This window comes from Paeniglutamicibacter psychrophenolicus, assembly GCF_017876575.1.
Lineage (GTDB): Bacteria > Actinomycetota > Actinomycetes > Actinomycetales > Micrococcaceae > Paeniglutamicibacter > Paeniglutamicibacter psychrophenolicus.
The window spans coordinates 1,887,317-1,908,145 of sequence record NZ_JAGIOE010000001.1 but is presented as its reverse complement, the minus strand read 5'-3'; the positions used below and the strand labels follow the sequence as shown (position 1 = coordinate 1,908,145).

General features: G+C 65.6%; 17 protein-coding genes. 6 read left to right on the top strand and 11 right to left on the bottom strand.

Annotated features, from left to right (window positions below):
• Positions 1-65: 65 nt before the first annotated feature.
• Both JOF46_RS08500 and JOF46_RS08495 read left to right on the top strand, forming a co-directional pair.
• Positions 66-1,505 (top strand): TrkH family potassium uptake protein, encoded by a 1,440-nt coding sequence (locus JOF46_RS08500; protein WP_209906922.1) that lies wholly within the window; start codon positions 66-68, stop codon positions 1,503-1,505.
• 25 nt (positions 1,506-1,530) lie between these two features.
• The gene (locus JOF46_RS08495) at positions 1,531-2,169 is read left to right on the top strand and encodes a potassium channel family protein (protein WP_113761830.1); all 639 of its coding nucleotides are present in this window, start codon (positions 1,531-1,533) and stop codon (positions 2,167-2,169) included.
• Between the two features lie 105 nt (positions 2,170-2,274).
• On the opposite strand, the gene proC is transcribed toward JOF46_RS08495, so the two are convergent.
• The 6 genes from proC to JOF46_RS08465 form a co-directional block, all read right to left on the bottom strand.
• Complete coding sequence (proC, locus tag JOF46_RS08490) at positions 2,275-3,135, bottom strand: pyrroline-5-carboxylate reductase (RefSeq protein ID WP_209906921.1); 861 nt, start codon at positions 3,133-3,135, stop codon at positions 2,275-2,277.
• A gap of 56 nt (positions 3,136-3,191) precedes the next feature.
• Entirely contained in the window at positions 3,192-4,031 is an 840-nt protein-coding gene (locus JOF46_RS08485; RefSeq protein ID WP_209906920.1) for a sugar phosphate isomerase/epimerase family protein, read from the bottom strand.
• Between the two features lie 24 nt (positions 4,032-4,055).
• Positions 4,056-5,081: a Ppx/GppA family phosphatase gene (locus JOF46_RS08480; RefSeq protein WP_209906919.1), complete on the bottom strand. Its 1,026-nt coding sequence runs from the start codon at positions 5,079-5,081 to the stop codon at positions 4,056-4,058.
• Between the two features lie 39 nt (positions 5,082-5,120).
• Positions 5,121-7,904: a type I DNA topoisomerase gene (gene topA, locus JOF46_RS08475; RefSeq protein WP_209906918.1), complete on the bottom strand. Its 2,784-nt coding sequence runs from the start codon at positions 7,902-7,904 to the stop codon at positions 5,121-5,123.
• A 135-nt stretch (positions 7,905-8,039) separates the two neighbouring features.
• A complete protein-coding gene (locus tag JOF46_RS08470) occupies positions 8,040-8,684 on the bottom strand; it encodes an ArsR/SmtB family transcription factor (protein WP_209906917.1) in 645 nt (214 codons plus the stop codon).
• 11 nt (positions 8,685-8,695) lie between these two features.
• Complete coding sequence (locus tag JOF46_RS08465) at positions 8,696-10,309, bottom strand: DUF7059 domain-containing protein (protein WP_342592404.1); 1,614 nt, start codon at positions 10,307-10,309, stop codon at positions 8,696-8,698.
• Between the two features lie 58 nt (positions 10,310-10,367).
• Here JOF46_RS08465 and JOF46_RS08460 point away from each other — a divergent pair, with 58 nt between their 5' ends.
• Genes JOF46_RS08460 through JOF46_RS08450 form a run of 3 tightly spaced genes read left to right on the top strand, consistent with a single transcriptional unit; the run spans position 10,368 to position 13,396 of the window.
• A complete protein-coding gene (locus tag JOF46_RS08460) occupies positions 10,368-10,952 on the top strand; it encodes an N-acetyltransferase (protein WP_245348057.1) in 585 nt (194 codons plus the stop codon).
• Positions 10,953-11,011: 59 nt separating this feature from the next.
• A complete protein-coding gene (locus JOF46_RS08455; RefSeq protein ID WP_209906916.1) occupies positions 11,012-11,500 on the top strand; it encodes a SatD family protein in 489 nt (162 codons plus the stop codon).
• Between the two features lie 60 nt (positions 11,501-11,560).
• On the top strand, positions 11,561-13,396 hold the full coding sequence (locus JOF46_RS08450; protein ID WP_245348056.1) for an HNH endonuclease signature motif containing protein: 1,836 nt from the start codon (positions 11,561-11,563) through the stop codon (positions 13,394-13,396).
• Between the two features lie 222 nt (positions 13,397-13,618).
• Here the strand turns inward: JOF46_RS08450 and speB are convergent, their stop codons facing one another.
• From speB to JOF46_RS08425, 5 genes are all read right to left on the bottom strand, one after another.
• Entirely contained in the window at positions 13,619-14,566 is a 948-nt protein-coding gene (gene speB / locus JOF46_RS08445; protein ID WP_209906914.1) for an agmatinase, read from the bottom strand.
• Between the two features lie 35 nt (positions 14,567-14,601).
• Positions 14,602-16,113 (bottom strand): aldehyde dehydrogenase family protein, encoded by a 1,512-nt coding sequence (locus JOF46_RS08440; protein ID WP_209906913.1) that lies wholly within the window; start codon positions 16,111-16,113, stop codon positions 14,602-14,604.
• 64 nt (positions 16,114-16,177) lie between these two features.
• Entirely contained in the window at positions 16,178-17,191 is a 1,014-nt protein-coding gene (locus JOF46_RS08435) for an alcohol dehydrogenase catalytic domain-containing protein (protein WP_209906912.1), read from the bottom strand.
• Between the two features lie 12 nt (positions 17,192-17,203).
• Positions 17,204-18,631, bottom strand: coding sequence for a purine-cytosine permease family protein (locus JOF46_RS08430; protein ID WP_209906911.1), 1,428 nt, complete (start codon positions 18,629-18,631; stop codon positions 17,204-17,206).
• Positions 18,632-18,690: 59 nt separating this feature from the next.
• Positions 18,691-18,888: a hypothetical protein gene (locus JOF46_RS08425; RefSeq protein ID WP_209906910.1), complete on the bottom strand. Its 198-nt coding sequence runs from the start codon at positions 18,886-18,888 to the stop codon at positions 18,691-18,693.
• A gap of 257 nt (positions 18,889-19,145) precedes the next feature.
• Between JOF46_RS08425 and JOF46_RS08420 the strand changes: the two genes are divergently transcribed.
• Positions 19,146-20,753 carry a PucR family transcriptional regulator gene (locus JOF46_RS08420; RefSeq protein ID WP_209906909.1) on the top strand — a complete coding sequence of 536 codons (1,608 nt, stop codon included), beginning with the start codon at positions 19,146-19,148 and terminating at the stop codon, positions 20,751-20,753.
• Positions 20,754-20,829 lie beyond the last annotated feature (76 nt).

Here is a 20,829-nt window from a genome sequence, read left to right as displayed (position 1 = left end):
GTGGGAGCTTGCGGGGCAGGGCTTCCGCACCGAAGATGTCCAAGTCTTGGAGCCGAGCTATACACATGGGAACGCCTCCCTTTTCCGAACCAGCACGACGGGCCGGCGCCGAATCCGGCGCACCGGCCAGATGGCGCACGCGCGTGGGCCAGTGGCGGGCGCTGGTCTCGGACTTCACCGTCCGCTCCCCCGCGCGCCTGGCCCTGTTCACCTTCGTCATCGTGATCTCGCTGTTCACCTCCCTGCTGGCGCTGCCGGTGTCCTCGGCGATCGGCGAACCCACGCCCTTCTACGACGCCCTGTTCACCGCGGTCTCCGCGGTCTGCGTCACCGGGCTGACCGTCGTCTCCACCGCCACCCACTGGTCGTTCTTCGGCCAGCTGGTGATGATCATCGCGGTGTTCGTCGGCGGGTTGGGGATCCTGACCCTGGCCTCGGTGCTCTCGCTGGCGGTGTCCAAGCGGCTGGGCGTGCGCGGGAAGCTGATGGCGCAGAACTCCATGAACACCTCCGCCGCCTCCACCCTGGGCGAGGTCGGTTCGCTGCTGCGCATCGTGATCACCACCTCGGTCGCCATCGAGATCGCGCTGGCCCTGATGCTGGTCCCGCGCTTTTTGATCCTGGGCGAACCGGTGGGCGAGGCCGTGTGGCACGGGATCTTCTACTCCGTCTCTTCCTTCAACAATGCCGGGTTCACGCCGCACTCCGACGGGCTGGTCCCCTACGAGACGGACCTGTGGATCCTGGTCCCGCTGATGCTCGGGGTCTTCCTGGGCTCGCTGGGCTTCCCGGTGCTGATGGTGCTGCTGGCCCACCGCTTCAACACGCGCAAGTGGTCGCTGCACGCCAAGCTGACCCTGCTGGTCACCGGCATCCTGCTGGTGGCCGGGGCGCTGCTGTGGGCCGCGGCCGAATGGACCAACCCGGACACCATCGGCTACATGTCCGACGGCGACAAGGTCATCCACTCGGTATTCGCCTCGGTGATGACCCGCTCGGGCGGGTTCAACCTGGTGGAGCAGGGCGAGATGCACCAGGTGACGATGCTGCTGTCCAACGCGCTGATGTTCGCCGGCGGCGGCTCGGCCTCCACGGCCGGCGGCATCAAGGTCACCACCATCGCGGTGATGTTCCTGGCGATCTTCGCCGAGGCCCGCGGCGACACCGACGTGCGCGCCTTCGGCCGGCGCATCCCCGAGGGCACCATGCGCGTGGCCATCTCGGTCATCGTCCTGGGCGCCACGCTGGTGATGCTGGCGACCGCCTCGCTGCTGGTGATTTCCGGGACCTCGCTCTCGCGGGCGCTGTTCGAGTCGATCTCGGCCTTCGCTACCGTGGGGCTGAGCACCAACCTGTCGGCCGAATTGCCGCCGGCGGGCAAGTATGTGCTCTCCGCGCTGATGTTTGCCGGCCGAATCGGTACGATTACCCTTGCGGCGGCGCTGACCCTGCGCCAACGCAACCAGCTCTACCACTTCCCCGAAGAGAGGCCCATCATTGGCTGAGAAGAACACGGACCACAACGCCCCGGTGCTGGTCATCGGGCTGGGCCGCTTCGGCGCCTCCGTGGCCGAGCAACTGGTCAAGCAGGGACGCGAGGTGCTGGCCATCGAACGCAACCAGGAACTGGTGCAGAAGTGGGCTTCGGTGCTCACCCACGTGGTGGAGGCCGACGCGACCAACATCGATGCGCTGCGCCAGCTCGGCGCCCAGGAGTTCACCTCCGCCGTCGTGGGCGTGGGCACCTCGATCGAGTCCTCCGTGCTGATCACCGTGAACCTGGTGGACCTGGGCATCGAGCACCTGTGGGTCAAGGCGATCACGCCATCGCACGGCAAGATCCTCACCCGCATCGGCGCCAACCACGTGATCTACCCGGAGGCCGACGCCGGGGTCCGCGCCGCGCACCTGGTGGGCGGGCGGATGCTTGACTTCATCGAGTTCGACGACGGCTTTGCGATCGTGAAGATGTACCCGCCGAAGGAAACCCAGGGCTTCACGCTGGCCGAGTCCCAGGTGCGCTCCAAGTACGGGATCACCGTGGTGGGGGTCAAGTCCCCGGGCGAGGACTTCACCTACGCCCAGCCCGACACCAAGGTCACCCGGCGCGACGTGCTGATCGTCTCCGGGCACGTGGACCTGCTCGAGCGCTTCGCCGCCCGGCCCTAAGGCCACCGACGCACCGGTGCCGCCCCGGTCCCGGGCCGCGGCGGGAAGTGGAAAGTTCCCCTTGCCGCTGCGTGAACACGCAGGCAGGGGGAACTTTTGTTTGTCCTAGGCCAGTTCCCGGGTGATGGCCGCGGCGCGGGCCGCAGCGGCGGCGGCCCCGCGGGCAATGATTCCCGGCAGGCCCTCCTTGTCGAAGGTGGCAATGGCCTGCTCGGTGGTGCCGTTGGGGCTGGTCACGCCCTGGCGCAGGGCGGAGGGATCGGCCTGCGCATCGGAGAGCATTTTCCCGGCCCCGGCAACGGTGGCGCGGGCCAGGTCGGTGGCCAGCGCCGCATCCAGGCCCAGCTCGACCCCGGCCGCGGCCATGGCCTCGACCAGGTAGAACACGTAGGCCGGCCCGGAACCGCTGACTGCCGAGACGGCGTCCTGCTGGGACTCGGGCACCACGTGCACCACCCCGGAGCCGGCAAACAGGTTGGCGACCGCGGCCAGTGCGGCTTCCGTGACTGTCTCCCCGGCGCTGAGGCCCACGGCGCCGGCGCCCACCTTCAGCGGGGTGTTGGGCATGGAGCGGACCACGGGCTGGCCAGGGGCCAGGTGGGCGGCGATCATCTCGATCGTGATGGCGGCGGCCACCGAGACGACCACGGCGGTGGGCTTGAGCACGTCCCTGATCTCGTCGCACAGGGCGGCGATGCCCACGGGCTTGACACCCAGGAAGACGATGTCGGCTCCCCTGGCGGCGTTGCGGTTGGCTTCCGGGTCGTGTTCCCCGACCAGGACCGTGACCCCGGTCTCGGCGCGCAGGTCGTGGGCCTTGGCATTGCTGCGCAACGTCGCGACGATCGCCGCCGGGCTGTAGCCGGTGGCGATGATGCCGCGCAGCACCGCCCCGTTCATGGATCCGGTGCCCAGGAAGGCAAGTCTGTTGGCGGCCAGGGCGGAAGTCGAAAGCACGGAAGTCATCTGCCCATTGTTCCACGTCCGGCGCCCGGCCCGGCCGGTTTGCCGGCGTGCGGCGCCTAGTTCGAGTGGGTTCCCGAGGCGGCGCCCTCGTTGGCCGGGGCCAGGTGCCTCCGGGCGAACTCGAGGGTCTCGCCCAGCCAGGCCTCGCGCTCCCCGGCGCCCTTGGCCTTGCGCGTGGAGACCTCCACGGCCACCACCCCGTCCCAGTCCGAGTCGCGCAGGTACTCGATGGCCTCGATGACCGGCTGGGTGCCGCGGCCGGGCACCAGGTGCTCGTCCTTGCCGTTGTTCAGCCCGTCGCACAGGTGCACGTGGGTCAGCCGCCGGCCCAGGTCGCGGAAGGCCACCGCCGAGTCCATGTCGGCGATCGCCGAGTGCGAGAAGTCCCAGGTGACGAACTCGTAGGGTTCGGGGACCGGGTTCCAGTGCGGCAGGTACATCTTGGCCTCGCGGCCCCGGGCCCGCCACGGGTACATGTTTTCCACCGCGATCTTCACCCCGTACTCCTCCATGATGCGGCGGATGCCGGTGGCGAACTCGGTGGCGTAGGTGCCCTGCCAGCGGAACGGCGGGTGGGCCACCACGACGTCGCAGCCGACCTGCACGGCCATCGCGGCGGCGGATTCGATCTTGTTCCACGCGGTCCCCCAGACCTGCTGGGTCAGCAGCAGCGTGGGGGCGTGGATGGCCATGACCGGCTGCTCGTAGCGTTCGGCCAGCCGGTTCAGCGCCATCGCGTCCTGCGACACCTGGTTCCCGGTGACCAGCACCTCGACGCCGTCGTAGCCCAGGTCGTTGGACACCGCGAAGGCGTCGTGGACATTCAGCGGGTAGACCGATGCGCTGGAAAGCGCCACCGGGATCGGGGCCTTGGCGCCCGTGCCTGACTCGACCATGGATCCTGTGCCCCTTGTCTTTCGCTACAGAACGTTGCTGCCCTGGGACATCGACAATACCGATGATTGTCCCAGTGCCACCTCTCCGACACCCACGCTACTACTGAGCGGAGCGGTGGAGTCAAACAGGACGTGGTCGAACCTACGCAGCATCAATCCCTCGCGCAGCGCCCACGGACAGATCCGCAGGCTCTTGACCTTCATCGCGTTCATCGCCTCCAGCGCCACGATGGCACCGGCCAGCAGCTGCGGGGCACGGATCGCCGAGACCCCCGGAAGCTCGGAACGCTCCTCCCAGTTCATCGCCGTGAGCCGGTTGGTCCAGAGCTTCAGCGACTCGGCGCGCAGCACCCGCTTGACGTAGGGCCCTTCCGCGGACGGGGCGGCCCCGGTGATCCGGGCCAGCGACCTGAAGGTCTTCGAGGTGCCGGTGACCATGGTCGGCTTGCCGAACTGGCGCAGCTCGGCCACCGGCTCGGCCAGCACCTCGCGGACGTGGTGGCGCAACGCCTTGACGTCCTTGATCGAGGGCGGGTCCGCCTCCAGCCAGTCGCGGGTCAGCCTTCCGGCGCCCAGCGGCACCGAATGGGCCACGGTGGGGAATTCGTCCTGGCCCAGGGCGAGCTCGAAGGAGCCGCCGCCCATGTCCAGGTTCAGCAGTGAATCCGAGCTCCAGCCGAACCAGCGGCGCACCGCGTAGTACGTCATCCCGGCCTCCTGCTCACCGGTCAGCTCGGTCAGCTTCACCCCGGTCTCGGCCACGACCCGGGCCAGGACGGCCTCGCCGTTGGCCGATTCGCGGATCGCCGAGGTGCAGAAGGCCAACAGGTCCTCCGCGTGGTGGTTGATCGCGAACTGCGCGGCCTCGTGCACGAAGTCCAGCAGCTCGTCCTGGCCGGCCTGGGTGATCGCCCCGTGCTCGTCCAGGTAGGCGACCAGCGAGAGCGGGCGCTTGTGCGAGGCGAAGGGCACCGGCCGGGCGCCCGGATATGCGTCGACCAGCAACAGGTGAACAGTGTTCGACCCGATATCCAGTACGCCCAGCCTCATGGTGTCATCCTCATGTGTGTGGCCCCTTGCCGCGTGCGGCTAGTTGCCGGTCTTCTTGGCCGCCGGCTTTTTGGCCGGGGCCTTTTTCGCCGGTGCCTTCTTCGCCGGCGCCTTGGCCGCGGAGGTGCGCTTGACCGGACCGCGGGCCCGCTTGTCGGCGAGCAGCTCGATGGCCTTCTCCCGGGTCAGCTCCTCCAGGGTGGTGTCGCGCGGGATCGTGATGTTGGTGACGCCGTCGGTGATGTAGGCACCGAAGCGTCCCTCCTTGACCACGATGTTCTTCTCCGAGACCGGGTCCACGCCGAACTCGGCCAGCGGCGGCACCGCGGCACGGGCGCCACGGACCTTGGGCGTCGAGTAGATCGCCAGCGCCTCCTCGAGGGTGATCGTGAAGATCTCCTCCTCGGAGCCGATGGAGCGCGAGTCGGTGCCCTTCTTCAGGTAGGGCCCGAAGCGGCCGTTCTGCACGGTGATCTCCACGCCCTCGGCGTCCACGCCCAGCACGCGCGGCAGCGAGATCAGCCGCAGTGCTTCCTCGAGCGTGACGGTTTCCACGGTCATCGAGCTGAACAGCGAACCGGTGCGCGGCTTGGCCTTGACCGGCTTCTTCGGCGGCTTGGGCTTGCCGTTCTTGTAGTACTCCACCGGCATGGCGGCCAGTTCCTCGGCCGTGGGCTCCACGATGACCTCGGTGACGTAGGTGCCGTAGCGCCCGTCCTTGGCCACGATGGTGCGCCCGGTCTCCGGGTCGGTGCCCAGCACGCGCTCACTCGGGCCCTGGGTCTCCATCAGCTCGATGGCCTTCTCGGCGGTGAGCTCGTCCGGGGCCAGGTCCTCGGGCACGTTGGCGCGCTGCGGGTCGGTGCCCTCGGGGGCGTCGGCCGGCAGCGGCTTTTCCAGGTACGGGCCGAACTTGCCCACGCGCAGCACGATGCCCGGGGCGATCTCGATGGAGTTGATGGCGCGGGCGTCGATGTCGCCGAGGTTGTTGACCACCGATTCCAGGCCGACCTGCCCGGTCTCGGGCGAGCCGAAGTAGAAGTCCTTCAGCCAGGCGGTGCGGCCCTTCTGGCCGTGGGCGATCTCGTCCAGGTCGTCTTCCAGGCGCGCGGTGAAGTCGTAGTCGACGTACTTGCCGAAGTGCTCCTCCAGCAGGCGGATCACGGAGAACGCGATCCAGCTGGGCACCAGGGCGCCTCCGCGCTTGGTCACGTAGCCGCGGTCCATGATGGTGGAGATGGTCGGTGCGAAGGTCGAGGGGCGCCCGATCTCCCGGGCCTCCAGCTCCGCGACGATCGAGGCCTCGGTGTAGCGTGCCGGCGGGGAAGTGGTGTGCCCGATGGCGTCGATGCCGGTGCCGGCCAGTGCGTCGTCGACCTTCAGCTGCGGCAGGCGTGCCTCCTCGGCCGCCTCCGCGGCCTCGGCCTCGCGGGCTGCGTCGCGGCCCTCCTCGTAGGCTGCCATGAACCCGCGGAAGGTGATCACGGTGCCGGAGGCGGAGAATTCCGCGACCTGCCCGGTGGTTGCCGTGCCGGCCAGCTTGATGGTGGCCGTGAAGCCCTTGGCGTCGGCCATCTGCGAGGCGACGGTGCGCTTCCAGATCAGCTCGTAGAGCTTGAACTCGTCGGCCGAAAGCTGGGCGCGCACGGTGGCGGGGCGGCGGAAGGAGTCGCCGGCCGGGCGGATGGCCTCGTGGGCCTCCTGCGCGGATCCGGACTTGGCCTTGTAGAGCCGCGGGGAGGCCGGTACGGATTCGGATCCGTAGAGTTCGGCGGCCTGCTTGCGTGCGGCGTTGACCGCCTCGTTGGACAGGAACACCGAGTCGGTACGCATGTAGGTGATGTAGCCGTTTTCATACAGGCGCTGGGCGACCTGCATGGTGGACTTCGAACTCCAGCGCAGCTTGCGGCTTGCTTCCTGCTGCAGCGTCGAGGTGGTGAAGGGCGCTGCCGGACGGCGGGTGTAGGGCTTCTCGTCGACGTTGGTGACGGCGAAGTCCGCATCGGCCAAACCGGCGGACAGGGCCTGTGCCTTGGCCTCGTCCAGGTGCGCGACGGAGCCGGTCTTGGGGGTCTTCAGCTCGCCGCGGTCGGTGAAGTCGCGGCCGGTGGCCACGCGGGCCCCGTCGACGGAGGAGAGCTTCGCGCCGAAGGATTCGCCGTTGGACGTGGCGAAGGTTCCGGTCAGGTCCCAGTAGGAGGCGCTGCGGAAGGCCATGCGTTCGCGTTCGCGTTCGACGACCAGGCGGGTTGCCACCGACTGCACGCGTCCGGCGGACAGGCCGCGGGCCACCTTGCGCCAGAGCACCGGGGAGATCTCGTAGCCGTAGAGGCGGTCGAGCACGCGGCGGGTTTCCTGGGCGTTGACCAGGTCGGTGTCCAGCTCCCGGATGTTCTCCATGGCACGGTTGATGCCCTCTTGGGTGATCTCGGTGAACGCCATGCGGTACACCGGGACCTTGGGCTTGAGCACCTCGAGCAGGTGCCACGCGATGGCTTCGCCCTCGCGGTCCGCATCTGTTGCGAGATAGAGCGCGTCGGCGCCCTTGAGCTTGGCCTTGAGTTCGGCGACCCGCTTCTTCTTGTCCGGGTACACGACGTAGTAGGGGTCGAAGTCGTTCTCGACGTCCACGGCGAACTTGCCGTAGGGGCCCTTCTTCATCTCCGCGGGCAGATCGGCGGGTTGCGCCAGATCGCGGATGTGCCCCACCGAGGCATCGACTTCAAAGCCGTCGCCCAGGTACTTGGCGATCGACTTGCTTTTAGCCGGGGACTCCACGATCACGAGTTTCATTCCGGTCTTTTCCTTGGCCTTGGCGGGCACAGCACTCCTATTAGCAACCAGTGGTGCACCAAAGTGGGCGCACAGCACATTCCCTGCTCTAGGTTAGCCGTATTTTTGCGCCCCAAGGCAAGCAGCGACTCCGGGACCCCGTTTTCCCGCCCGTGCCGCGTGGTGTCAGCGGACCTGGCCGTCGCGGATTTCGGGCAGGAAGGAAAGCATGTAGTAGAGCCGGTCCCCGTCCACGCCGCGGGCCTCGGGTTCGGCCAGGGCCTCGTATTCATAGAGCAGGTCGTAGACCTTGGCGATGAATTCCTTGCGCTGGGATTCCGAGAGGAAGACCACCCCGGTGGTCAGCACCGGGGCGCGGTCCGGCTCCGGTGCCTTGCCTTCCCTGCGTTCTTTGTCACGGCGGGCGATCTCCGCGGAGAGCCGTTCGCGGAACGCGTTGAGCTGCACGTTCAGGTAGGCGTTCTTCGCGGAGGTGGAATCCGAGAGCGAGCCGAGCACGAGCTGGCTGCCGGCCGCCTTCCACCGGCGCTCACGTCCGTCGCCCTCGCTGGCGGCGCGGACCACGTAGCCGTATTTCTCCAAGGCGCGCAGGTGGTAGCTCATGGCGCTGGGGGTCAATTCGCAGCGCGTGGCCAGCTCGGTGGCGGTGCGCGTGGACTGCGAGGCGAAGAGTTCCTCGAGCACCGTCAACCGCGCCTCGTGGGCGAGGGCCCGGATGGCTTGCGGGTCGCTGATGGACACCGGCTGGGGCGGCGCCGGTGACAGGCCAGGGCTGCTGGCACCCGGTCCCGGGGAAGTGTTCTGGCTCATATAAAAAAACTTTAGCGGTTGTTTCGCATCTCCAAAAGGAAGCCACGCTTAATTAGCCGAACGACCCCTTCATAAAGCCTTGCGGAAAACTCCGGATCGCCCGGGGCAATCAGCGACTCCAGCGCACCGACTAGGGACGATACATCCAGATCCCCGTCGCAGGCGGAAACGAAGCCGGCCAGGGCGGTGTCAAGTATTTCGGTCCGCCGCAATCCGGCACCTTGGCGTAACAAGATCACGCCCGGATGCTCGGCGCCCGGACGCTGGTGGCGTTCCTCGGTGACGTCCTCGGCCACCACCAGGTGCAGGGCGCCCACGTCCCGAGACTCCAGCTCGTCGGCCACGGCGATGTCGCGGCCCAGGTACGGGCCAACTGGTTGCTCGATGGGGTAGCCGATGGACTCGAAGAGCCTCCCGATTCCGGCGCTCCCGGCCACCGGGCGGCGCAGCCACACCATGCCGAACCCGATGGCTGCGACATTGCGCGAGGCGAAGTCATCCAGGTACGCGCCGTACTGCAGGGCGAACTCCTTCGGATCCCGCCCCTGCGAGGCATCGCGAAGCCAGGTCTCGGCGTACTGCGTGGGGCTGACCGCCTCGCGTTGGATGAACCACGCCTCGGTGTCTGCGGTGAGCCAGGAGCGAGGGCCGTCGCTCCACTGCGGTTCCTCCCCCTCGGATGCCGCGGCGGTGATTTCCCAGTTGGCGAGCATCTGCGCGCTGCCCCCGGGGTTCAGGATCCCGGGGATCGAACGCACCAGGGTTGCCACCAGGGTGTCCCCGGGCATCCCGCCGTCGCGGTAGGTGAAGCGCTCGGCGTCGTCTTGGCCCTCGGGTCGCGGGGTGATGACGAATGGCGGGTTGGAAACCACCAGGTCGAAGCGCTCGCCCTCCACCGGCTCGAGCAGGGAGCCCAGGCGCAGCTCGACGCGTGCGGCGAGGTTCCCCGGGTCGATGCCCAGCGCCCGGTGGTTCAGCAACAGGTTGAAGCGGGTGAAGCCCAGGGCGCGGGACGAGATGTCGGTGGCTACGACCTTGCTGGCGTGGGACAGCAGGTGGAAGGCCTGGATCCCGCAGCCGGTGCCCAGGTCCAGGGCGGTGTCCACCTGCGGGCGGATGGTGGTCTGTGCCAGGGTCAACGAGGCCTGGCCGATGCCCAGCACGTGGTCGTGGCGCAGCACCCCCTGGCGCTGGTGGGCGCCGAGGTCGCTGGCGACCCAGAGCTCGGCGTCGGCATCCGAGGCGTGCGGGCGCAGGTCGATCTTGGCCCGCCACCGTCCCTTGCCTCCGTCGGACGGTTCGATGGCATCGAGCCGCAACAGCCCGTCGATTCCCGTGGCCTCGAACGCGGCGGCGAGCTCGTCGTGCCCCGCATCGGTTCCCAGCATGAACAGCCCGAGCATGGTCCCCAGCGCGCTGGGCTCCGGCAGCGAGGAGATGCGGCGCAGTGCCGGGACGAGTGCATCGCGCATCAACGCCTCGTGGGCGACCTCGCCCAGGAACTCGGTGATGGACTCGTGCCCGTATCCGGCCGCCCGCAGGTCGGTGGCAAACCGATCCAGGAGCGCGGCATCGTCGCTGCGGGGGGCATCGGGAACCTGGGCAAAATCAATGGTGGAAGTCACGCCTCACAGTCTATCGACGTCGCCAAAGCCGGGCACCGCCTTGCCTATCATGGAAGCCATGATTGAAGTCACCACCACGCATCTGCAGCAGCTTTCCCCCGACGAACTGGTCCCTTCCGGGCGGGCCCTGCCGGACGGGGCGAGGATCGAACGGGTCGAGGCGATCACCCCGGAATTCAGCAAGTTCCTCTACCGGGGCGTGGGCAGCGGATGGAACTGGGCCGACCGCCTGGCTCTGACCCGCAGCGCGTGGGAATCGCTGTTGCTGGCCCCGGGCACCGAAACACATGTGCTTTACGTCGACGGGGCACCGGGCGGTTACATCGAACTGGCGGGACGCGCCCAGGGTGGTGCGACCGAGGTCGAGATCGCGTATTTCGGCCTGTTCCCCCATTGCATCGGCCGGGGCCTGGGCGGCGCGTTGCTGACCGAGGGGATTTCCCGGGCGTGGGACCTGGATACACGCTTCGAAGGCTTCGGCGCAGTGTCGCGGGTCTGGGTGCAAACCTGCACCCTGGACGGACCGACCGCCATCGCCAACTACCAGGCCCGCGGCCTGCGGGCTTTCCACACGGAACGCGAAATGGCTTCCCCCGGCGACGGGGCCGTCGGCATGTGGCCGGCCGAATCCGCCACCTCATGACCCCCGAGACATAGGCCAGACACTTATTTCTGGAACGATATTGGTTCTGTACTCGGGTCATGAGCCCCACCCCAACCGTCGTGCCGGTGATCATGGACATCGTCGGTTCGCGCTCGCATGATGACCGCGAGGCCAGCCAACGCACCATTGAATCCGCCTTCACCGACATCGCCAGCCATGTCACTGCGCTTGAAGACTGGGAAGCCACGGTCGGTGACGAGTTCCAGGCCGTCCCCGACGCACTGCGCGCCACCTTGATGCTGCGCCTGGCCCTGCCGGAGGACAGCGACTGCCGATTCGGGATCGGCTTCGGGACAAACAGGTCCGTGGCGTCGCAAAGCACCGCCCGCATCCAGGACGGCCCGGGCTGGTGGGCGGCACGCGCGGCCATCGACGAGGCGCGTCGACGCGAGAAGGCACGCAACCCCGCCCTGCGCTCATGGTTCCGCGACCCCGCCGAGGACGCCGGGGCGCGCAGCCGGGCCGCGACCATCAATTCCTGCCTGCTGGTGCCGGTGGTCCCCCGACATCCGGTCCCGGAAAAATAGTTATCCACAGATTCCTGCGACCGCCCCCGCGGCACCCCGGTTCGGCGCATGCTGGTGGACATGGAAACGGACCGGTTCATCGAACTCACCGCGGGCACCCGCGGCGCCCCGGGACACCACGTGTCGCCGGACGATGAACTGCGCGCCCTGCTCGAGGCCCAGGCCCTGGTCAGGGACCTGGGCCGTAGCATTGCCGCACGCACCAAGTCCCCCGTGCAGGCAGTGCTGTTCGCCCAGCTTGCCGAGGACTCGCACCGCACCGCCGTGCACACCCAGCTGCTGGCCGCCGAGACCGCACGCCGCACCCTGGCCCACGAGCTCCCGCAAGAGACCTTCACCAGGATCACCGCCATCCACGACAACCCGGCCCCCTATGTGGAGGGGACGGTGCTCTTGCCGGAGGATCCGGCCACGGTCCCCACCGGGAGGCCGGTCTTCAAGGACACCACCGCGATGCTCACCGGCTTGCTGCACATCAACTTCTTCGTGGCCCGCGAACGGATGCGTTCGACCGATCGGCTGCTGCCGGGCACCGACCACGACGGAGCTCCGACCCCGCCGAAGTTCCCGGTATTGGCACGGGACCTGGCCAACGGGACCGCCGACCCCGGCCAGATCGGGGCCGCAGCACGGAAGCTGGAGGAACTCGCCCCGCACATCAACCAGCGCCCCGAACCAGCGCGGTTGGCCGGGGAGCTGGAGGACCAGGTCGCCGAGTCCGTGCGCACCCAGGATCCCCGCACCACCGCGAAGCTGCTGGCCGGGATCCAAACTTCCCTCGAAAAGGGACCCAAGGAGATCCCCGAGGAGATCCTGCGGGCCAAGACCGGACTGTTCTACCGCGGCACCACCGGCGGCGTCGGCGAGTTCCTGCTGCGCACCATGCCGCGGGACACCGAGGCCCTGCTGGCCCTGTGCGCCAGCACCGACAACCCGAAGACCAAGGCCGGTGACCGCGACGGGCTGCTCGCCCAGGCACTGGCCACCATCACGACAACAGGCACCGGTGCAGGCGCGCCCGCCACGGCCAACGACGCCGGGACCAACGGTTCCAACGGTTCCAACGGTTCCAACGGTTCCAACGGTTCCAACGGCCAGCCCGGCACCAGCTCGGGGTTCCCAGATTTCCTCACCGACCCCGCCACCGGCGCCCCGCTCACCGACCCGGACACCATCCGGAAGCTGTCGCTGGATCCCGAGGGCCTGGGCAATCCCGGTAGCCTCTTCGCCGGCAACGGAACCACCACGGTCGGCGGCGGGCGATTCGATCCAGGAACACTGAACGCCACCGCCCATGGAGGCGACGGGCTCACCCCGCCGCAACGACACCTTCAGGGACTGGTCAACCTCATCCGGGCGGCCGGCCAACCACGCACCAGGAAGAAAACCATCGGCATACCCTCCCCAACGACCTTCATCGTTGCGACCCTGGACGAACTGCGCGGACTGGCCGACACCCACGGCATCACCAGCCATGGCCAAAAACTGACACCGGCGGAATTGCGCCAGGCCCTGTGCAACGGCGGAGCCGTGCCCATGACCCTCAACGGAAAATCCCGGATCCTGGACCTCGGCCAGGAGGAACGATTCTTTCCCGACTACATGCGCGCGGCCATCATTGCCCTCTACGGAGGATGCATCATGCCAGGCTGCGCGGTTCCGCCCGAACACCTCGAGATCCACCATTTTGATTTCTACGCCGACGGCGGCAGGACCGCGATCCACCTCGGGGCCCCCTGCTGTCCCGACGCCCACCATGGCTTCCATGCCGGGCTCTTCAAGGTCGTCCGCGACGACGACGGTCTCTTCTCGGTCATCCTGCCCAAGTTCATGGACCCCGAACAAAAACCGAGGCGCAACACCTACTGGCGCACCCCTGAACCACGCCTGTTCTAGGTGCTGATCATTACACCGGACACTGGGCCGGGAATTCGCAACGAATCGGAATGGTTGCCTCCTTGAGCCACCCGACAAAGGTTTTCCAACCAACGCGGACCCCGGATTTCCCGAATTCTTGGGGCGGCGTCGGGCATTGCCAGAATGGCGCACACGCAAAAGCAGTGCCATCGCCGCAATGGCGAAGGCACTGCTTTTGTCATGCGCGCAAATGGATGGCCGCTATTCGGCGGTCAGCAGGGCCATCATCTCGAATACGATGGTGGCCGCGGCCAGCGACGTCACATCGGCGTGGTCGTAGGCCGGCGCAATCTCGACCACATCGGCGCCAACGATATTGAGACCCTTCAGCCCGCGCAGTATCTGCAGCATTTCCCGCGAGTACATGCCACCCATTTCCGGGGTGCCGGTCCCCGGCGCAAATGCGGGGTCAAGCACATCGATATCGATCGACAGGTAGACCGGAAGATCGCCGATACGTTCCTTGATTCGCTCGATGGTACCCAGCGGTCCGATCTTGTCGATATCGGAACAACGGATGATCTGGAATCCGAACTCGTGGTCGTTCAGGAAGTCGTCCGTGTCATAGACCGGACCGCGGATGCCTACGTGCATGGAGCGGTCTTCAATCAACAGGCCCTCTTCGAAGGCCCGGCGGAACATCGTTCCGTGGGTGATTTCCTCGCCGAAGTAGGTGTCCCAGGTATCCAGGTGGGCGTCGAAGTGCAGCAACGCAACAGGGCCGTGGACGGCGGAGGTCGCCCTGATCATCGGCAGCGCGATGGTGTGGTCGCCGCCGATGGCAATCACGGTCTTGCCCTTGGCCACGAGGTTCGTGGCCTGTTCCTGGATCTGGCTTACCGCCTTGTTGTTGTCGTAGGGGGTGCAGGCGATGTCTCCGGCATCGACGAATTGGAGGCGTTCGACCGGAGTCGTTGCCAGTTCAACGTGGTACCCGGGCCGTAGCAGCCGCGAGGCTTCGCGCACCGCCGAAGGGCCAAAACGGGCACCCGGCCTGAACGAGCTCCCGCCGTCAAACGGAATCCCGACGATGGCCACGTCATAGTCGGGTACCGCCCCCAATTGCGGGAGCCGGGCGAATGTCCCCAGCCCCGCATAGCGCGGGACCTCGGTGGCCGCAACGGGGCCGACGGGCGTGAAATCTACCAATGTACTTCTCCTTCAAAAATCCAGCGTCTAGCGTGTTAGGACAGCGTGATCCATACGGTCTTGGTTTCGGTCACCGAATCGAGCTGCTCCGGGCCCAGGTCGCGGCCGAAGCCGGAGTTCTTGAATCCGCCGAACGGCATGGCCGGGTCGATGGAGCTCTGCGCATTCACATACACCGAACCGGCCTTGAGCACCTTGGACAGGCGGTGCACGCGGTTCAGGTTCTGCGAGTAGATCGTGGCTGCCAGGCCGTACTGGCTGTCATTTGCCAGTTCGATGGCCTGCTCCTCGGTGGTGAAGCGCTGGGCAACGAGCACCGGGCCGAAGATCTCTTCCTGGACGATCGTCATCCGGTTGTTGCAGTCGCCGAAGATGGTCGGCTCGATGAAGTAGCCGGTGCGATCCACGCGATTGCCGCCGCACAGCAGGGTGGCGCCCTCCTCGATGCCGGTCTGGATGTAGCCCATCACCGAGTTGCACTGGCTTTCGGACACGACCGGGCCGATGGTGCTTTCCGAGTCGAGGCCCGGGCCGATGACCCAGCTCTTGGCGTTTTCCACGAGCTTGCCCATGAACTCGTCGTAGATTGCGTCCTCGACGTAGAGGCGGGAGCCGGCATCGCAGATCTGGCCGGCGTTGAAGAAGATGCCGAAGGCGACCTCCTCGACCGCCTTGTCCAGGTCCGAATCGGCGAAGACCAGGACCGGGGACTTGCCGCCGAGTTCCAGGGTCATCCGGGTCATGTTGTCCAGTGCCGCGTGGCCCACGGACTTGCCGGTGGGGGTCGAGCCGGTGAAGGTCACCTTGTCGATGCCCTTGTGCCCGGCCAGTGCGGCGCCAACAACCGAGCCCTTGCCGGTGAGGATGTTGACAACGCCGCCGGGAATGCCGGCCTCGCTGACCAATTCGGCGAACCGAAGGGTGGTCAATGAGGTGATCTCCGGTGGCTTCACCACGGTGGTGCAACCCGCGGCCAGGGCCGCGCCGAGCTTCCAGGCCAGGGTCTGCAGCGGGAAGTTCCACGGAACGATGACGCCGACGACGCCGACCGGTTCCTTGCGGGTGTAGGTCACGTAGTCACCGGGAAGGCTTGCGGCTTCGCCGCTGCGGCCCGAGATCTTCGAGGCCCAGCCGGCGAAGTAGCGGTAGGTGTCGATGGTGCCCTGGATATCCATCTCGGCCTCGGCCAGGGGCTTGCCCACGTCGATCGATTCAAGAAGGGCCAGCTCTTGGGTGTTCGCCTCGATCAGGTCGGCGAGCTTGTGCAGCAGGCCCTCGCGTTCCAGCGGGGTCAGCTGGCTCCAGGAGCCACCATCGAATTCGCGGCGGGCCGCGGAAACCGCAGTGTCCAGGTCGAGTACCGTGGCGGCCGCAATGCTGGAAATCGTGTGGGTGGTGGAAGGTTCGATGACGGGCACCGTGGCGCCGTCGGAAGAATCCACCCAGGCGCCGTCGATAAACAGCTTGTGCGACCGTTCCAGGAATGAACGGACGGAGGCAGGGACCTGGTAGGTGTCAAAGTAGGTTTCAGCGCTGACGAAGCTCATCTGAAGCCCCTCTCGGTTTGGTGTTGGAAACATGGTGTCTATGCGGCGGTGAAGCTGGGAAGAACTAGAACTGGACCACCAGGCGGCCTTCGGCGTCGCCGGCTTCCAGGCGACGGAAGGCTTCGTTGATGTTGCCGAAATCCATGGTTTCCACGTTCGACTCCACCAGGCCGTCCTTGGCAAGCTGCATGACCTGGTCGCGTTCCAGGCGGGTTCCGTCGGCGCTGCCGATGATGGTGATGCCCAGGTCGATCAGTTCCGCAGCCTTGAAGGTGAACGGGTTGTTCGGCAGTGCCACCTGGATGAAGCGCGCGGTCGGGGCCGCCAGGGTGAACATGTTGCGGAAGACCTGCGGCGAGGGTGCGAAGCTGAGCAGTGCATCGGCGCCGCCGAGTTCGTGGATGGCCTTTTCGGCTTCCTCTCCCGGTGCGTAGGCTGCGTGGGCACCCAGGCGCTTGGCGGTTTCCAGCTTCTTCGGATCCAGGTCGATGCCAACAACCTTGGCACCGAAGAGGCGGGCGAACTGGATTGCGTACTGGCCCAGGCCGCCGAGTCCGAAGACCACCACCACGGAGCCCGGTTCGATGCCGGCCTTGCGCACCGCGCTGTAGGCGGTGACCCCGGCGCACAGCAGCGGGCAGGCGTCTTCGGAGGAAAGCTCACCCGGGATGTGGGTGACCCATTCGGCCGGGGCGACAATGTACTGGGCGAAGCAGCCATCGACGTGGACGCCGGTTGCTTGGGAGTTCTGGCAGTAGGTTTCCAGGCCCTTGCGGCATTCGCGGCAGTTGCCGCATGCGGAGTATACGAAGCCGACGCCAACGCGCTCACCGGTGGTGAGGTCCACGTCGTCGCCAACGGCAACGATGGAACCGACGCCCTCGTGGCCCAGGATGGCCGGCTTCGGGCGGGGAAGCTCGTCTTCGCCCTTCCAGAAGTGCACGTCGGTGTGGCAGACGCCGCAGCTTTCCATCTTGATGAGGACCTCGCCCTTGCCCGGCTGCGGGATAGCGGTTTCGCGGATTTCCAGCGGGCTGTTGTCTTCGGTGTAGTAAGCGGCCAGCATTGTTTCGGTCATGATGTTCTGCTCCTAGTGGTGTGCTTTTTCGGGAACGGCGCGGTATCCGCCAAGCCCCCGGGGAATGATGATCAATACGGACAGAAGCCAGTAGCAGAGTCCCGCAGCCAACGCTGCAAGCAGCGAGGCGGTGGTGTACCGGAAGTACCCGGTGTGCTCGAAAGTCAGCGGGTTGAAGGTGATGGTGAAGATGGCAATGCCGATCACCGTTGCGGCCAGGGCCGCGACGTTGTAGCCGCCGGTGAAGTAGTAGATGGAGGATTTGCCCTCGATGAAAAGGTTCTTCAGGTCGACCTTCTGGTGGCGCAGGAAGAAGTAGTCGACGATCATGATCCCGGTCAGTGCGCTGTAGATGGCGGCGGTCCAGACCAGGAAGGTCATGAAGCCGTCGTAGAGTCCGGGGATGGCGAACATGACGATCACGGGAACCACGCAGAACCCCGCGACAAGCCATTCCCAGGAAACGTTTTTGAACAATGCGCCGAACATTTGCCGGAGCCCAACGATGGCCGTGTAGAGGATGTTTGCCATGCTGGTGATGTTTGCGAAGGCGATGAACACCAGCACGATGGCGCTCAGCCAAACCCCACCGGTTTCCGCCATCCACTGCGTCGGGTCGGCATTTCCGTACTTGATGGCTCCGATCAGGCCCACTGCCTCACCGAGGCTAGCGGCGAATCCGATGCCGATCAGGTTGGGCCAGAATGCGGTGCGCTCGTTCTTGGTGATGCGGGACAGGTTACCGATGTACGGCCACCAGGAGAATCCCGCCGCGATGTTGATCTCCACGGCAATCATGAAGTTCACGGCATTGGAATCAAACGGCCTTGCCAGGGCGTCAAGAGCCAAGATATCCGCAAGCGAGGAATCCGAAAGGAACAGCCAGATCATGAACCCCATGACCAGGATCAATGCCGGGGCGACGATCGTGTTGAAGACCTTGATCGAGGTCGGTCCCTTGGCGACGATGTAGGCCGTCAGCGCGATGGCAACGATCGTGATGAGGTAGATGTACCCGGCGTTTGGATCCGGTTCTTTGTTGCCGATGACGCTGATCGCCGAATCGATGGACCGGCCGAACATCGTGCCCAGGACAACCAGCCATCCGACGGTCAACAGGACCATGGCGATCGTGTAGATCAGTCGGCTGCCGTTGTGGCCGAAGACGCTGCGCAGGAAGGTGTATTGCTCGGTTCCATACTTGCCGGCGCTGATGGAGACAGCGAGGCCCACCAGCAGGACGCCCAGGACGTTGCCCAGGACAATCGCCAGCAGCCCGTGCTTGACATCGACAATCAGCGCAAGCGAACCACCGATGAGGAAACCCCAAGTGGCAATCGCCAGGGCCGCGTTGGCCCATGTGTATTCCCAGAAGCCCCATAGCCGCTTGGCCGGCGGCAAGGGGGCTCTTCCTCGTTCTGCTTCAACGGTGTAGTCCATCGGGATTCCTATGTGATCGTTTGCGCCAATATTTCGGGATGGTGGAAAGCGGATCTTGCTTACTGAATCAACAAGACCAGGGCAAAACTGACGGTCAGCAGGAGGCCTACGAAGATGTACTCCATCCGTCCAAGCTGCCCGGGCTGCTTTGCCAATTCGTGGGCTGCGAAATCGTCACACACACGATCACGTTCTGCCTCGAATTCCTGAATGCCCATTTCGGGGCATTGGACTTCAGAATCGTTAGTGCTCTTCATTTTCTGTCGATCCTTCGTTATCTCACCTGAAAACCAACGGCTCATTCGATGCGCAGTCGGTTCTCGGGCGTGCTTTGTCCGCACGCATGCGGAGCCTGGGGAAAATAACCGAAATGACCAGAAATGGCGTCGAATCAGATGGCGATCCGGGCGACTTCTGCTCTGAAAGTCATTACCTACATGCTCGTCCGAGACGTGTGATCCGCACAACAGAAATACTGTAACCACTTGCTTTTTCACGCTGTTACACTCTGTAAATGGCCCTAACCATTCGCCGGATCCTCGGGTTCGCGGCGGTCAATGACGTTCACCCGCAGGTTCTCGGCCAGGCGCATCTCCTTGATTCACCCGTGCTGGGTATCCACCTGACCGAGTCCGCGGACTTGTCGGGATTGTTGGAGGGCGGCGAACTGATTCTCAGCTCCGGCTTGTGCCTGACCACTTCGCTTGAAGCAACCAAGACGTTCTTGGAAGGTCTCGCCGAGGCCGGTGCTGCGGGCGTGATTTTTTCGTTTCTCTCCGATGTGCCCGAAGTCAAGAAATGCCTGGCCGTGGCGGCAGAGACCGCCCCGTTGCCCGTCGTGCTTCTCGATGACCGGGCTCGTTTCGTGGAAATCACCGAAACCGTCCACAGCCTGATCTACTCGGCTGCCCGAGGTTTGAGCGGCGTCGATGCTGTATCAAGTTTCTTGTCATCCACCGCCGCTGCCCACCTGGACTTGCGGGAAATGTTCTCAACCATTGCGGACACGCTGGATGAACCGCTGGTCCTCGAGGATTCGGAGTCCGGTGTTGTCCTGCAACGGGGCCTGAGCCCCAAACAGATTCGCCGCTTCACGGCAGCACCAGCCATGCCGAAAGGCCTCGGAACCGGGGCTCGCACGGTCGGGGAAGCCACTTGGCTGGTGTACCCGGTGGTGATCCACGGACGGAGCCTGGGGCAGCTGGTCACACCGGTGGGTGCCGGGAACCTGCGCGCCTCCCGGGTCCTCGAGGACATCGCCACGGTTCTGGGTGCAATGCTTCCCAACGGCCCCGAAGACATCGCGTTACTGAGGCAGGGTTCCCTGGCGCTTTTGATCAAGGACGCTCGTTCCGGTGACTCGCCGGATGAAAATGGCTTGACCCTGCGCGCTCGAATGCTCGGCGCTAAATCGGTTGACCAGTTCGTCCCGATCGCCGTCAATTTCAAACCAAGCGCCCGCGCAGTGTCATCAGACGCAGCACAAGACGTTCATTCCGTGGTCGCAACGCTTCAGCGCGCCCTGCTTGATGCGCCGCATCGCGCATTTGCCTGTGTATTGGGCAAAAGCGAAGCCGGTATCGTACTTTGCCTGTCCCCATCGGCAGACCTTGAAGGCACACTTGCCGAGCTCCATTTGAGGATCGGGCGGGCGCTGGATCCATTCAACAGAAATCTCACCTGGACGATGGGTGTGGGCACGGGAAGCAGTGAACTGGGGGCCGCCGCGCTTGGCGGACTTGATGACGCCTGCCGTGTTGCCCATTCGGCTTCATCGATGGATCATTCTTCGGCGTCCTATCACCGCGCCGGCGACCTTGGCTTCCGTTGGCTCATGCAACAGCTGCTCGACTTGGAAGAGACACGGACCTACTTGCACGATCAACTGGCTCCGTTTCTGGATGAGCCGGAGTACCTCGACTTCATCGAAACGTATCTCCAGACCAATGGCAGCGTCACCGAAATATCCCGGGCCCTGCATCTAAGCCGGCCAAGCGTCTATGCACGGATGCGCCGGATAGAAAAGGTGCTGGGCCACGAACTAACGGACGCCGATACCATGACGTCGTTGCACTTGGCCGTCACCTTGTACCGGCTCGGTGTCCGCGACCAAGAAAGCTGATCCGCCGGGGCATCTGGATAGGCATATGGGCCGAGGTCAAGGGAATATTCCCTCGAACCCGGCCCATCATCGACTC